The organism is Nocardia sp. NPDC059236, assembly GCF_042754085.1.
Lineage (GTDB): Bacteria > Actinomycetota > Actinomycetes > Mycobacteriales > Mycobacteriaceae > Nocardia.
In genome coordinates this window covers 203,141-217,828 of sequence record NZ_JBHZAF010000002.1, presented here as the reverse complement: position 1 = coordinate 217,828, position 14,688 = coordinate 203,141, and the positions used below count along the sequence as shown (strand labels likewise).

At 68.4% G+C, this 14,688-nt stretch carries 11 protein-coding genes; 9 read left to right on the top strand and 2 right to left on the bottom strand.

Going from position 1 to position 14,688, the window contains the following annotated elements; genetic code table 11:
• The first annotated feature begins 164 nt into the window (after positions 1-164).
• Positions 165-2,459: a phosphoribosylformylglycinamidine synthase subunit PurL gene (gene purL, locus ACFXIV_RS06095; protein ID WP_379398028.1), complete on the top strand. Its 2,295-nt coding sequence runs from the start codon at positions 165-167 to the stop codon at positions 2,457-2,459.
• Between the two features lie 94 nt (positions 2,460-2,553).
• On the opposite strand, the gene ACFXIV_RS06090 is transcribed toward purL, so the two are convergent.
• On the bottom strand, positions 2,554-2,841 hold the full coding sequence (locus ACFXIV_RS06090; protein ID WP_379398026.1) for a YiaA/YiaB family inner membrane protein: 288 nt from the start codon (positions 2,839-2,841) through the stop codon (positions 2,554-2,556).
• Between the two features lie 151 nt (positions 2,842-2,992).
• On the opposite strand from ACFXIV_RS06090, the gene ACFXIV_RS06085 reads away from it, so the two are divergent.
• Genes ACFXIV_RS06085 through ACFXIV_RS06075 form a run of 3 tightly spaced genes read left to right on the top strand, consistent with a single transcriptional unit; the run spans position 2,993 to position 5,831 of the window.
• The gene (locus ACFXIV_RS06085) at positions 2,993-4,747 is read left to right on the top strand and encodes an alpha/beta hydrolase (protein ID WP_379398024.1); all 1,755 of its coding nucleotides are present in this window, start codon (positions 2,993-2,995) and stop codon (positions 4,745-4,747) included.
• Between the two features lie 2 nt (positions 4,748-4,749).
• Entirely contained in the window at positions 4,750-5,400 is a 651-nt protein-coding gene (locus tag ACFXIV_RS06080) for a CPBP family intramembrane glutamic endopeptidase (RefSeq protein ID WP_379398022.1), read from the top strand.
• Between the two features lie 44 nt (positions 5,401-5,444).
• Complete coding sequence (locus ACFXIV_RS06075; protein ID WP_379398020.1) at positions 5,445-5,831, top strand: sterol carrier family protein; 387 nt, start codon at positions 5,445-5,447, stop codon at positions 5,829-5,831.
• A gap of 10 nt (positions 5,832-5,841) precedes the next feature.
• Here the strand turns inward: ACFXIV_RS06075 and ACFXIV_RS06070 are convergent, their stop codons facing one another.
• Positions 5,842-7,200 (bottom strand): YhgE/Pip domain-containing protein, encoded by a 1,359-nt coding sequence (locus ACFXIV_RS06070; RefSeq protein ID WP_379398018.1) that lies wholly within the window; start codon positions 7,198-7,200, stop codon positions 5,842-5,844.
• Between the two features lie 113 nt (positions 7,201-7,313).
• Between ACFXIV_RS06070 and purF the strand changes: the two genes are divergently transcribed.
• From purF to ACFXIV_RS06045, 5 genes are all read left to right on the top strand, one after another.
• Positions 7,314-8,879: an amidophosphoribosyltransferase gene (purF, locus tag ACFXIV_RS06065; protein WP_379398016.1), complete on the top strand. Its 1,566-nt coding sequence runs from the start codon at positions 7,314-7,316 to the stop codon at positions 8,877-8,879.
• Between the two features lie 278 nt (positions 8,880-9,157).
• The gene (locus ACFXIV_RS06060; RefSeq protein WP_379398014.1) at positions 9,158-10,744 is read left to right on the top strand and encodes an ABC transporter substrate-binding protein; all 1,587 of its coding nucleotides are present in this window, start codon (positions 9,158-9,160) and stop codon (positions 10,742-10,744) included.
• 118 nt (positions 10,745-10,862) lie between these two features.
• Positions 10,863-11,873: an ABC transporter permease gene (locus tag ACFXIV_RS06055; RefSeq protein WP_379398254.1), complete on the top strand. Its 1,011-nt coding sequence runs from the start codon at positions 10,863-10,865 to the stop codon at positions 11,871-11,873.
• On the top strand, positions 11,873-12,895 hold the full coding sequence (locus ACFXIV_RS06050) for an ABC transporter permease (RefSeq protein WP_379398012.1): 1,023 nt from the start codon (positions 11,873-11,875) through the stop codon (positions 12,893-12,895). The genes ACFXIV_RS06055 and ACFXIV_RS06050 overlap by 1 nt, the downstream gene beginning before the upstream one ends.
• Positions 12,888-14,624 carry an ABC transporter ATP-binding protein gene (locus ACFXIV_RS06045; protein ID WP_379398010.1) on the top strand — a complete coding sequence of 579 codons (1,737 nt, stop codon included), beginning with the start codon at positions 12,888-12,890 and terminating at the stop codon, positions 14,622-14,624. The genes ACFXIV_RS06050 and ACFXIV_RS06045 overlap by 8 nt, the downstream gene beginning before the upstream one ends.
• Positions 14,625-14,688: the final 64 nt, after the last annotated feature.

Below are 14,688 nucleotides of genomic sequence, written 5' to 3'. Positions count from 1 at the left end.
CGACTTCGGTTCTCGGCTGCTGCCGGGGTGTGCTCCCGAACACAGCGACAGGCGGCGCAAGTGTGAGATTTCCAGGCAATTAGACTCGGTCCGTATCTCGCCGACATCCAGCAACGCCGGCTTTCGCTTCCGACCTGCCCGGCCGAAAGGACTCTGGTATTCCCGTGACCAGCCACGTCGATACCGTCAGCAACGCCGCGGCCACCTCGGACCACCCGCAGCCCTACAAGGAACTCGGCCTCAAGGACGACGAATACGTCCGGATCAAGGAGATCCTGGGCCGGCGTCCCACCGACGCCGAGCTCGCCATGTACTCGGTGATGTGGTCGGAGCACTGCTCCTACAAGTCTTCCAAGGTGCACCTGCGCTACTTCGGTGAGACCACCACCGAGGAGATGAAGAAGTCGATGCTCGCGGGCATCGGCGAGAACGCGGGTGTGGTGGACATCGGCGGCGGCTGGGCGGTGACCTTCAAGGTCGAGTCCCACAACCACCCCTCCTATGTGGAGCCCTACCAGGGCGCGGCCACCGGCGTCGGCGGCATCGTGCGCGACATCATGGCCATGGGCGCCCGCCCGATCGCGGTGATGGATCAGCTGCGCTTCGGTGCGGCCGATCACCCGGACACCCGGCGCGTGGTCGACGGCGTGGTGCGCGGCGTCGGCGGCTACGGCAACTCGCTGGGCCTGCCGAATGTGGGCGGCGAGACCGTGTTCGACTCGTCCTACCAGGGCAATCCGCTGGTGAACGCGCTGTGCGCGGGTGTCATGCGGGTCGAGGACCTGCACCTGGCCTTCGCCTCCGGCCAGGGCAACAAGATCATCCTGTTCGGCGCGCGGACCGGTCTGGACGGCATCGGCGGCGTGTCCGTGCTGGCCTCCGACACCTTCTCCGGCGACGAATCCGGTTCCGGCCGTAAGAAGCTCCCGAGCGTCCAGGTCGGCGACCCGTTCGCCGAGAAGGTCCTCATCGAGTGCTGTCTCGAGCTGTACCACGCCGGACTGGTGGTCGGCATCCAGGACCTCGGCGGCGCCGGACTGTCCTGTGCCACCTCGGAACTCGCGGCGGCCGGCGACGGCGGCATGCACATCGAACTGGACCAGGTGCCGCTGCGCGCCGCCAATATGACTCCCGCCGAGATCCTTTCGAGCGAGTCGCAGGAGCGCATGTGCGCGGTCGTCACCCCCGAGAACGTGGACGCCTTTATGGCCGTCTGCAAGAAGTGGGACGTCACCGCCACCGTCATCGGTGAGGTCACCGACGGCGAGCGCCTGATCATCACCTGGCACGGCGAGACCGTGGTGGACGTGCCGCCGCGCACCGTCGCCCACCAGGGCCCGGTCTACGAGCGCCCGGTCGAGCGGCCCGCGGATCAGGATGCGCTGAACGCGGATTCGGCCGCGCGCCTGAACCGGCCCAAGACCGGCGACGAACTGCGCGACACCCTGCTGAAGATGCTGGCCAGCCCGCAGCTGTGCTCGCGCAAGTGGATCACCGAGCAGTACGACCGCTACGTGCGCGGCAACACCGTGCTCGCCGAGCACGCCGACGCCGGTGTCATCCGCATCGACGAGGAGACCGGTCGCGGCATCGCGCTGGCCACCGACGCCTCGGGCCGCTACACCAAGCTGGACCCGTACACCGGCGCGCAGCTGGCGCTGGCCGAGGCCTTCCGCAATGTCGCCGTCACCGGCGCCACCCCGACGGCCGTCACCAACTGCCTCAACTTCGGCTCCCCGGAGGACCCGGGTGTCATGTGGCAGTTCCAGCAGGCCGTGCGCGGCCTCGCGGACGGCTGTGCGGCCCTGGGCATTCCGGTCACCGGCGGCAATGTGTCCTTCTACAACCAGACCGGCCAGACCGCCATCTTGCCGACCCCGGTGGTGGGCGTGCTCGGCGTCATCGACGACGTGCACCGCCGCATCCCGACCGGCCTGGGCACCGAGCCGGGCGAGACCCTCATCCTGCTCGGCGAGACCCGCGACGAGCTGGACGGCTCCATCTGGGCGCAGGTCGAGCACGACCACCTCGGCGGTCTGCCGCCCCAGGTCGACCTGGCCCGCGAGCAGTTGATCTCCGAGATCCTGGTCTCGGGGTCCCGCGACGGCATGGTCTCCGCCGCCCACGACGTCTCCGAGGGCGGCCTGATCCAGACCGTGGTGGAGGCCGCGCTGGCCGGCGAAACCGCCTGCCGCATCATCATTCCCGAGGGCGCCGACCCGTTCGTCACCCTCTTCTCCGAGTCCGCGGGCCGCGTCCTGGTGGCCGTGCCGCGCTCGGAGGAGACCCGCTTCACCAAGATGTGCGACGCCCGCGGCCTGCCGTGGGCCCGCATCGGCGTGGTCGACGACGGCTCGGACTCGGTGGAGGTCCAGGGCCAGTTCAGCGTGAAGCTCGACGATCTGCGCGCCGCCCACGAGGGCACCCTCCCCGCGCTGTTCGGTACCTCCGACCACTGAACCGACTCGGCCCGAGGGCCGTGGACATTCCGAGAGCCCGCCGGTTTCCCCTCGATCCGGCGGGCTCTCGCCATTCCTGCGGTGCGGGACCAGCTCAATTGATCTTGAATGGGTCGTGCTCGGCCATCAGCTTCTCCATCCGGGCCTCGTCGATGCGGTGATGCACCTTCGAGGATTCGTGTTGATCGCGAATCACTTTCGCGAGGGTGAAACTGCTGCTCACCAGGAACAGCATTGCCATCAGCAGGAATCCGCGCTGCCAGATGTCCAGCGGGAGGTAGACGATGCCGATGATCAAGGCGCAGAAGCTGATTCCGAAGGCGATCGTGGCCTGAGCCAGAAACGCCGTGGTGCTCTCGGTGTGTGCGCTCGGAGTGCTCATGGTTGGTGAGTCTGGCGGCCCCGCCGCCGAATCGACCGAGTACATCTACTCGAGTGCACCGAGTACAGGCCGCGGGCGGCACGCCGGTGGGATGGTCCCTCTCACCTGCTGCGGTCCACGGATTCCGGCCGGTTGCGTCCATACTTGACGAGTGCTGGACTCCGCCGACGCCCTGAACCGGCTGCGCACACGTGGCGCGATGGTGTATCGGCGTGGCACGGTGGTGGCGCGGAAGGTCGAGGACGTCATCGACCTCAACCACACCGGACTGGTGGTGGCGACCATCTTCTTCGCGTGGTCGGTGACGCCGTCGCTGGTGCCGCGCGACTGGCTGTTCCAGGGTTTGATCTCCGGCCTCAATGCCGCCATCGGTTACGGCGTGGGTTGTGTGCTGCAGTGGTTGTTCCGCAAGTGGATTCGGCCGCGGATCACGATCGCGACTCCGCCCGAGTGGGCGCGCTACGTGATCAAGGTCATCGTGGTGGTCGTCGGCATTCTGGTGGCGGGCTACATGCTGGTGCTGTCCGCCGACTGGCAGCGCGAGATCACCACCCTCATGGGCATGGAGGGCACCACCCGGGCCGCGTATCTGCGTACGGGCGGGCTGAGTTTCGCGGTCGGCGCGCTGGTGGTGGCGGTGTACCGCACGCTGCGCGAGATCGTGCGGTTCCTGGCGCGGCTGCTCAGCCGCTGGGTGCGGGTGCCGCCCGCGCTCGCGCCCGCCACCGGCGCGCTGCTGCTCACCGTGCTCATCGTGACGCTGTTCAACGGCGTCGCCACCCGCGCCTTCTTCGCGGTCGCCAACTCGGCGTTCAGTGTCCGCAACGACAAGGTGACCGAATACGCGGTGCAGCCGGCCGAACCCGAGCGTTCGGGCAGTCCGGCCTCGCTGGCCAAGTGGGAGACGCTGGGGTCGGAGGGCCGCTGGTTCGTCTCGCACGGACCCGACCCCATGCTGATCAGCGCCGTCACGGGAAAGCCCGCGCGCGAACCGATCCGGGTGTACGTCGGGTTGCAGTCGGCGGGCAAGGACACCACCGAGGAGGACCTGGCGGTCGCCGAACTCGAGCGCACCGGGGCCTTCGACCGCAAAGTGCTGGTGCTGGCGACCACCACCGGCACCGGCTGGGTGAACGGGGAGGCCGCGTCCGCCATCGAGTACATGTGGGGCGGCGACACCGCCGTCGTGGCCTCGCAGTACTCGTATCTGCCGAGCGTGCTGTCGTTCCTGGCGGACCGGCAGAAGGTCGCGATCAACGGGCGGAAGATGTTCGACGCGGTGTACCAGCGTTGGTCGCAGCGGCCGCCCGAGCATCGGCCCAAGCTGCTGGTGTACGGGGAGAGCCTCGGCTCGCAGGGCTCCGAATCCGCCTTCGACGGCCTGGCCGACCTGCGCTCCAAGGTGGACGGCGCACTGTGGGTGGGCCCGCCCAACTCGAATCGCCTGTGGCAGCAGTTCGTTCAGCGCCGCGATCCGGGCACCCGCGAGGTGGAACCCATCTACGCCGACGGCCTGGTGGTCCGATTCGCGGCCACCGCAGCCGATCTGGGCAAACCCTCGGCGGACTGGCGCAAGCCGCGCATCGCCTATCTCCAGCACGCCTCCGACCCCATCGTCTGGTGGTCCTCGGATCTCATCTTCTCCCAACCGGATTGGCTCTCGGAGCCGCGCGGCGCGGATGTCTCGCCCCAGATGCGCTGGTGGCCCCTCGTCACCTTCTGGCAGGTCGTCGCCGACCTCACCAATGCCCAGGGGGTGAGCGACGGTCACGGCCACAACTACGGCTCCCTGGTGCTGGACGGCTGGGCCGCCATCGCCGCCCCACCCGACTGGGACCAGGACCTCGGTGAACGCATCCGCACCCAGATCGAACTCGCGGAGGCGTACGAGCGGGCGGTGAAATAGCCGTGCTCGCCACGGCCCGCGCCCTGCTGCGCCCGAAACCCCTTGCCGCGGCGGCGCTCCCGCTGCTGTGGAGCAACCGCATACTGCCCGCACTGGACCTGGACGTGCGCGGCCGCACCGCCGTCAGCACAACCTTCGCCGCCGCGTACACCCTGCTCTTCCGAGGCACACCGAACTGGTTGTCACCGCATGGGCTGCGTACCGGCGCGGCGGCGGCCGGGATGGTGCTCTCCGGTTACGCTGTCGCCCTGGCCCTGCCGCCCACCCGCCGTCACCTCGCCGGACTCGCCGATCGCGGCCCGGGCGTCTCCACCGTCGAATGGACCGCCCTGCACATCCCCGGCGGCACCGTCCTCACCGAAGAGCTCGTCTACCGCTCGACGCTGACGCCCCTGCTGGATCGGGCCGCCGGGCGCCCGGGAAATGCTTTGGGCGCGTTCGTCTTCGGTCTGTCACACATCCAACCTGCTCGCGCCGCAGCCGATCCGGTCCGCGCAACGGTGGCCCTCACCACCGCCGCGGGTCTGCTCTTCGACGGGTTGCGCCGCCACACCGGCAGCGCCACCGCCCCGGCCCTGCTGCACCTGGCCCTCAATGCCGGCGGAGCCCTGGCCCCACGGGTCGCCCGGCGCCTTGCCCGAGGTGAGCGTTAGCCCGCGAAAGGGGGATGTCGGCGCGCCGCAGTAGCCTCGGCGGCATGGCGCGACGAGGTGCGGTGGATCCGGCGGAGGTGCGGGCGGCGGTAGCGGCGGTGAAGGAGTGGCTGCGCGACGAGACCACGGTGCCGCCCTCGCGCACCGAGCTCGCGGCCGCCGTGCGCGGGACCGCGCGGGCATTGGCGGCGGATGCGCCCGGGCATTCGGTGGAGGTGCGAGTACCGCCGTTCGTGGCGGTGCAGTGCATCGAGGGCCCCAGGCACACCCGGGGGACGCCGCCGAATGTGGTCGAAACCGACCCCCGCACCTGGCTGCTGCTGGCCACCGGGCTGCTCGGCTTCGACGTGGCGCGCGAATCCGGTGCACTGTCCGCCTCCGGCAGCCGGGCGGGCGAGGTCGCGCGGTGGCTGCCGGTGGTGCGGGCCTGACGCTGCGGCGCTAGGCGTCGGCGGGTTTGGCGTGCTTGCCGCCGCCGGTATCCGGGGTCTCGACGGGCTTGCGCTCCAAGCCCTTTCGATCGTAGACGCGGGTGATGAACAGACCGCCGACGACGGCGATGACCAGGCCGAGCACCGCCATCCAGACGCCGCGGGTGAGCCCGGCCCGGCCGTTGCCGTAGAAGTACAGGATCGAGCGGGTGCCCAGGAAGACCTGGTGCATGGGCTCGAACTTGGCCAGCCAGCCGAAGTACCTGGGTGTCGCCTCGATCGGAATGGTGCCGCCGGAGGAGGGCAGGCCCAGGATGATGAAGATGATCAGGTTGATGATCAGGCCCGCGGTGCCGACGGCGGCCAGCATCGAGGTGCAGGTGAAGCCGACCGCGACGATCACCAGAGTGCCGTAGATGAACAGCAGCAGCGGTCTGTCGATCGGCATGCCGAGCGCGGCCGCGATGCCCATCAGCGCACCCGAGACCGCCAGCGCCATCACCACCACCGCCGACCATTTGATGAGCAGCGTCTTCACCCGCGAGATCGATGCGCGTGGATAGTGCACGTACCACGGCCCCCACTCGGTCGGCAGGAACCCGAGGGCCGAATCGATGAGCTGATGGATGATCATCGCCCCGACCATGCCGACCAGCAGGAGCAGCAGGCTGTAGAAGAACGCGGTCAGGCCTTCGCCGGAACCGCCGGGCAGCGGCCAGAATTGGTCGACGACGATATTCAGGGGTTGCGCCAGCACCAGCCGGGTGGCCGCGGTGAGTTCCGTCGGGGGTGCGCCCGGAGCCGGCGTCAGCTGCGCCTTCACCTGGTCGGTCAGCTGCTGCCCGACCTGAGCGTTCACCTGGGTGAGAGCTCGCTCACCGAATTTCTGCACCACGGCGGTGGCGAACGCGCCGGTACGCGGATTGGTCTGCAGCGTGATGATCGGCTTGGCGATGTCGCCGGGCACCACACTGCCGACACCCAGAATGCCGAGCCGCTTGGAGAAGTCGGACGGAATGATGATCGTGCCGTACACCCGAGCGGACTGCATCTGCAGCTGCGCCTCGTTGATGCCGAGCACCCGCAGATCGATCTGGTCCGACGGCACCGCCTGCTGTAGACCGTCGGAGATCTGATCGCCGAAGTTGACGTGCTTGCCGCCGATATCGTCGCCGACATCCTGATTCACCAGGGCGATCGGAAAGTCGTGCAGATTCTTCTCCGGATCGACCACGTAATCGAGGTACATGACGCCCAGCAGCGAGGCGAGCAAGGTGACCACCACAATGGGAAACACCCACCTGAACGGGCTCAGATGCCTGGGTCGCGGAGCGGTTTCCGCACTGCCGGTGCTTTCGGTGCTCGCCACGGTCGAACGCTAACAGCAATCCGCTTGCCATCCCCGTTATCCCAACGGTGGGTTGCCTTGGGGTTACCCGTAGAATGGCGAACGCCCCCAGCCCGCCGAACAGGGAGCAAACGGTGACTCTCCCCTCCGCCGCCACCACCTCCGACCAGGACGAGAACGAACCGCGCGAAGAGTGCGGTGTGTTCGGCGTCTGGGCACCGGGCGAAGATGTGGCAAAGCTCACGTATTACGGACTTTACGCATTGCAGCACCGCGGTCAGGAGGCGGCGGGCATCGCCGTCGCCGACGGCGCGCAGGTGCTGGTTTTCAAGGATCTCGGCCTGGTCAGCCAGGTCTTCGACGAACAGACCCTGGCCGCCATGCCCGGCCACGTGGCCGTCGGCCACTGTCGTTACTCCACCACGGGTTCCACCACCTGGGAGAACGCGCAGCCCATCTTCCGCACCACCGCGGTCGGTACCGGAATCGCGCTGGGCCACAATGGAAATCTGGTCAACACCGCCGAATTGAGTACGCGGGCACGGGAACTCGGACTGGTCACCGGTCGGCTGGCGGGCACCGTGGCCGCCACCTCCGACTCCGATGTGATGACCGCGCTGCTGGCGCACGCGGCCGCCGACAAGAGCATCGAGCAGGCCGCCATGGAGCTGCTGCCGACGCTGCAGGGCGCCTTCTGCCTGACCTTCATGGACGAGCACACCCTCTACGCCGCCCGCGACCCGCACGGGGTGCGCCCGCTGTGCCTGGGCCGGCTGGACCGCGGCTGGGTCGTTGCCAGTGAGACCGCCGCCCTCGACATCGTCGGCGCGTCCTTCGTGCGCGAGATCGAGCCGGGCGAGCTGCTCGCCATCGACGCCGACGGCGTCCGCTCGCTGCGCTTCGCCAATCCGACGCCCAAGGGCTGCGTCTTCGAATTCGTGTACCTGGCCCGGCCCGACTCCACCATCTCCGGCCGTTCGGTGCACGCCACCCGGGTGGAGATCGGCCGCCGCCTGGCCGCCGAGCACCCGATCGAGGCCGATCTGGTCATCCCGGTGCCGGAGTCCGGCACCCCGGCCGCCGTCGGCTACGCACAGGGCTCCGGTGTGCCCTACGGCCAGGGCCTGATGAAGAACGCCTACGTGGGCCGCACCTTCATTCAGCCCAGTCAGACCATCCGCCAGCTCGGCATCCGGTTGAAGCTCAATCCACTACGCGAGGTGATCCGCGGTAAGCGGCTCATCGTGGTGGACGACTCCATCGTGCGCGGCAACACCCAGCGGGCCCTGATCCGCATGCTCCGCGAGGCGGGCGCGTTGGAGATCCACGTGCGCATCGCCTCCCCGCCGGTCAAGTGGCCCTGCTTCTACGGCATCGACTTCGCCTCGCGCGCGGAGCTGATCGCCAATGGCGCGGGCCCCGAGGGCATCGAGGGCGAGAGCCTCGACGACATGGTGGAGGGCGTGCGCCGCTCCATCGGCGCGGACACCCTCGGCTATATCTCGCTCGAGGGCATGGTCGCCGCCACCGAGCAGCCGCGCTCGCGGCTGTGCTGCGCCTGCTTCGACGGCGACTACCCGATCGCGCTGCCGGCTGAGAACGCCATCGGCAAGAACGTGCTCGAGGGCATGCTGTCCGGTGCGACCGAGACCGAGCTGCTGGCGGACAATGTCAATGCCTCGGCGCTGAGTCGCCCATAAGCACAAGCCCTGCGTCGCCCGTAAGCCCAAGCATTGACGGTGCCCGTTCGCGTAATCGCGAACGGGCACCGTGCTTTTCCCGCTCCGAACAGGGAAATTCGGTGGCGTAGTTGCGACATGGGCGTCTCGGGGCGGATGGCTCGATTTGTGTACCGATTGTTCCGAAACGCAACACGCCGGTTATAACCGGTCGATACTGTGCCCAGCCAAAGGATGTCCACCGCAGCGCGGCGGGACCGTGACCCGGCCGCTGCGCTGCGCTTCGAGAGCAGGGCAGTATGCGCGCGAGAAGAGTTGCGGCAGTAGGTTTTGCGGGACTAGCGGTGCTGGCGGTCGCCGGCTGTGGTTCGGGCAAGACATCGGACAGTGGTGGGGGAGCGGGAATCCTGGTCGGCACGACCGACAAGGTCACCTCACTGGATCCGGCCCGGGCCTACGACAACGGCTCACTGCTGGCGGAAACCCAGGTCTACCAGTTCCTGATGAATTTCCCGGCGGGTGAGGCAGTGCCGAAACCCGACGCCGCCGACAAGTGCGAGTTCACCTCGCCGACCGTCTACACCTGCACGCTCAAACCCGGATTGAAATTCGCCAATGGTGATCCCCTCACCGCGCAGAGCGTGAAGTTCTCCTTCGACCGCATGGTGAAGATCGACGACCCGCAGGGCCCGAAGGCGCTGCTGGACAACCTCGATCACACCGATGCCCCCGACGACAAGACCGTTGCCTTCACCCTCAAGAAGGGCAACGACCAGACCTTCCCGGCCATCCTGCCCACCCAGGCGGCGGCCATCGTGGACGAGAAGGTCTTCCCGGCCGACAAGGTGCTCGCCGACGAGGACATCGTCAAGGCCAAGCCGTTCTCCGGTCCGTACACCATCACCAGCTACGACAAGAACAAGCTGGTCGAGTACAAGTCCAACCCGGACTACAACGGCCTGTTCGGCAAACCCAAGACCGACGCGGTCACGGTGAAGTACTACGCCGAGGCCGCCAACCTGAAACTCGATGTGCAGCAGGGCAATATCGATGTCGCCTGGCACACCCTCACCCCGACCGACCTGGACTCGCTGAAGACCAGCGACAAGGTGACCGTGCACCAGTCGCCCGGCGGCGACACCCGCTACATCGTGTTCAACCTCAACACCCAGCCCGGCGGCAATCCCGCCCAGAAGCTGGCCGTGCGCAAGGCCGTCGCCGTCGCCGTCGACCGCGAGGCGCTGGCCACCAGCGTCTTCAAGGGCACCTGGGCCCCGCTGTATTCGCCGGTGCCCAAGGGTGTTCCGGGCGGCACCGAGGCCCTGAAGGACATCTACGGCGCGCTGCCGAACAAGGATGCGGCCGCCAAGTTCCTCGCCGACGCGGGCGTGGCCACGCCGGTCGAACTGAACCTGCAGTACACCACCGAGCACTACGGGACCGTCAGCTCCGAGGAGTACGCCGCCGTCAAGAGCCAGCTCGAGGCCACCGGGCTGTTCAAGGTGAATCTGCAGTCCACCGAATGGGTCGCCTACCAGAAGGCCCGCTCCACCGACGGCTACCCGGTATTCCAGTTCGGCTGGTTCCCGGACTACCCGGACGCCGACGACTACCTGCGCCCCTTCTTCACCGAGGACAACTTCCTGCGCAACCACTTCGGCGATCCGAAGATCACCGCGGAGCTGAACGCCGAACTGACCGAACCGGATCCGGCCAAGCGGACCGCCGCGCTCGCCACCGTGCAGCACGACCTGATGGCCGATTTCCTGCCCATCGTGCCGCTGCTCACCGGCAACCAGATCGCGGTGGCGGGCAAGAACATCCAGGGCGTGGACAACACCCTGGACCCCTCGTCCAAGTTCCGCTTCGGCGTGCTGAGCAAGTAGTCGGATGGTGACGACCACCGAACCCGAGGGCGGGCCGGCGATCCCGGCCCGCCCGGCGGGTACACGAACGCACCGCAGGTTCTTCCCGGCCCGCCGCGGCGACACCCGCTACGGCGCGCTGGCGCGGTACCTCGGGGTACGAGCCCTGCTCATCATCCCCACCACGTGGATCCTGGTGACCCTGGTCTTCTTCCTGATGCGGGTGATCGGCGATCCCATCACCGCCGCGCAGGGCGGGCGGCTCACCCCCGAGGAGTTGCAGCGGCGCAAGGAGGCCGCCGGACTCACCCGGCCCATCCTCACCCAGTACCGGGAATACCTGTCCGGCCTGCTGCGCGGGGATTTCGGCCGCTCCCAGGACAATCGGGCCATCAGCGACGTCATCGTCACCTACGGTGCGGCCACGCTGGAACTGGTGTTCTGGGCGCTCCTCGTGGCCTTCGCGGTGGGTGTGCCGCTGGGCAGATACGCCGCCACCAAACGGGATTCGGCCGCCGACGTGAGCCTGCGGTTGTTCGCGATCCTGGTGTACGCGGCCCCGGTGTTCTTCGTGGGCCTGCTGTTGAAGCTGATCTTCGCGGTCAAGCTGGGCTGGCTGCCCGTGGCCGGGCGGGCCAGCACGACCGTGGAGTTGCAGCTGCAGCACGTGTCGCCCAAGACCAACATCATGATCGTCGACGCGATCCTCTACGGCGACACCGGGAACATCATCGACGTGCTGAAACACGCTGTGCTGCCGGCGATCGCGCTGGGCCTGCTCACCGCGGGCGTGTTCCTGCGACTGGTGCGGATCAACCTGATCCAGACCCTGCGCTCGGGCTACGTGGAGGCCGCCCGGGCTCGCGGCCTGTCCGACCGCGTCGTCACCGGACGGCACGCCTTCCGCAATGCCCTCATCCCGGTGGTCACCGTCATGGGCATGCAGATCGCCATGATGCTCGGCGGCGCGGTGCTCACCGAAACCACCTTCGAATGGAAGGGATTGGGCTACCAGCTCGCCACCTACCTGCAGGCGCGCGATTTCGTGGCGGTGCAGGGCATCGTCGCGTTCATCGCCATCGTGGTGGCCGTCATGAGCTTCCTGGTGGACCTGATCGTGGCGCTGATCGACCCGAGGGTGAGGTTCTGATGACCGTCATCGAAACCGGCGTGCGGGCGCCGGTCCCGCCGACCCGCTCCCGGCTGCGGATCCCCGGAACGGCCCTGGTGCGCATGACCTCCGGGCTGCAGCGGGCCACGCTGCTGCTCGGGCTCGCCCTGGTCGTGGGGTTCATCCTGGTGGCGGTCTTCGCGCCCCTGCTGGCGCCCTACGGATTCGCACAGAACGCCTCCGGCGGCGTCGATTTCGCGCGGCAGCAGGCGCCGTCGGCCGCGCACTGGTTCGGCACCTCGGTGCGCGGGGAGGACGTGCTCTCCCGCGTCCTCTTCGGTGCGCGCACCGCGCTGTCGGTGATCGCGGTATCGCTGGTGCTGTCGCTCATCGTCGGCGTGCCGCTCGGCCTGGTGTCCGGCTACCTCGGGCGCTGGGTGGACCGCGTGCTGGTGCTGTTCATGGACGCCATGTACGCGTTCCCGTCGCTGCTGCTGGCCATCGTGGTGTCGATCGTGGTGTCCGGCGGGCAGTCCAGCAGCTTCGGCGGCATCCTGTCGGCGGCCATCGCCATCACCGTCATCTTCGTGCCGCAGTACTTCCGGGTGGTGCGCAACGCCACCATCTCGGTGAAACAGGAACCGTACGTGGACGCCGCGCGCGTCACCGGCGCGTCCACGCTGCGAATCCTGTTCCGGCACATCCTCGCCAATGTCACCCAGTCGCTGCCGGTACTCATCACCCTCAATGGCGCGGAGGCCATCCTCACGCTCGCCGGGCTGGGCTTCCTCGGCTTCGGCATCGAACCCACCCAGGCCGCGGAATGGGGCTACGACCTCAACAAGGCGCTGGCCGACGTCTCCAACGGCATCTGGTGGACCGGCGTATTCCCCGGCGCCGCCATCGTGATCGTGGTGCTCGGCATGACCCTGGTCGGCGAGAGCCTCAACGAGGTGCTCAACCCGCTGCTGCGCACCCGCCGCGCCGCCACCGCGGCGGCCACCGACACCGAGCCCGCGGCCACCGACTCCGAACCCGCGCAGGAGGCGGCCGATGCCTGAACCCGTCCTGTCCTTCGACTCCCTCACCGTCACCTTCGCCACCGACGCCGGGGCCGTCACCGCCGTGAAAAACGTTTCCTACCAGGTGTATCCGGGCGAGGTACTGGCCGTGGTCGGCGAATCCGGCTCCGGCAAATCGGTCAGCTCGCGCACCGCCATGGGACTGCTGCCGCCCACCGCCGACGTCCGCGGGCACGTCCTGCTGGGCGCGAAAGCGATCACCAGGATGAGCGAGAAGGAACTCACCGCGGTCCGCGGCGGAGCCGTCTCCATGATCTTCCAGGAGCCCGGCGCGGCCCTGGACCCGCTGTTCACCGTCGGCTTCCAGATCGGCGAGGCACTGCGGGCGCACTCGGGCATGAAGCGGAAACCGGCCCGCGCCAAGGCCATCGAACTGCTGCGCGCCGTCGGGCTGCCCGACCCCGAGGCGCGGGTGGACTACTACCCGCACCAGCTCTCCGGCGGCCAGAAGCAGCGCGTGGTGATCGCCATCGCCATCGCCTGCGAACCCCGGGTGATCATCGCCGACGAACCCACCACCGCCCTCGACGTCACCGTGCAGGCCGAAATCCTGGCACTACTCCGGGATCTGCGCGACCGCATCGGCGCGGCCATCGTGCTCATCACCCACAATATGGGCGTCGTGGCCGACCTCGCCGACCGCGTCGTGGTGATGCGTGAGGGGCGCATCGTCGAAGAGGCGGCGGTGGAAAAGCTTTTCGCCGAACCCGAGCACGAATACACCCGTGCTCTCTTGGCCGCGGTGCCGAAACTACATGTGCTGCCGGATAACTGGGAAGCCGCAGAGCATCCCGGTGACAGTGCACCGGCCGCTGGGGTCGAGGCCCGAGCCGACTCGGCGCCCGTCGCCGGGGCGGCACTGGCGAGAACGATTGTCCGCGAACCCATTCCGGCCGACGCCGCCACCGTGCTGGAGGTCTCCGGCCTGGTGGTGGAGTTCCCGGCCCCGCTCGGCCGCCCGTCCTTCCGGGCCGTGAACGAGGTCGGCCTCACCCTGCGCCGCGGCGAAACCCTCGGCCTGGTCGGCGAATCCGGCTCCGGCAAGTCCACCATCGGCCGCTGCGTGGCCGGTCTGCAGCGGCCGACCGCGGGCAGCGTCCGGGTGCTCGGCACCGATATCGCGGGCCTCTCCGAACGCCGGCTGCGGCCCATCCGCCGCCGCTTCGGCTTCGTCTTCCAGGACCCCGCCACCTCCCTCAACCCGCGCCTCACCATCGGCGACTGTGTGGCCGAACCGCTGCTGGTGCACAAACAGGCCAAGGGTGCGGCCGCCCGCGACCGCGTCCGCCGCCTCCTCGACGACGTGCAACTCCCGGCCAGGGTGGAAAAGCGCTACCCCCACGAACTTTCCGGCGGCCAGCGCCAACGGGTCAGCCTGGCCCGGGCCCTGGTACTCAATCCCGACCTGCTGGTCGCCGACGAACCCACCAGCGCCCTGGACGTCTCCGTCCAGGCCCGGGTGCTCGAGCTGTTCGCGGGCCTCCAGCGCGAGTTCGGCTGGGCCTGTCTGTTCATCAGCCACGACCTCGCGGTGGTGGATCAGCTGGCCGACCGGATCGTGGTGCTCCGCAACGGGACCGTCATCGAACAGGGCACCAACGACGACATCCTGCGCAATCCGCGTGAGGAGTACACCCGCCGCCTCGTCGCCGCCGTCCCGGTCCCCGACCCGATAGAGCAACGGCGTCGGCATCGTTACGAAACGTGACAACAGATTTCGTAGCGGTTGGGGTAACTCACCGGGTACGTCCAAAATAGATTTGGCACCCACC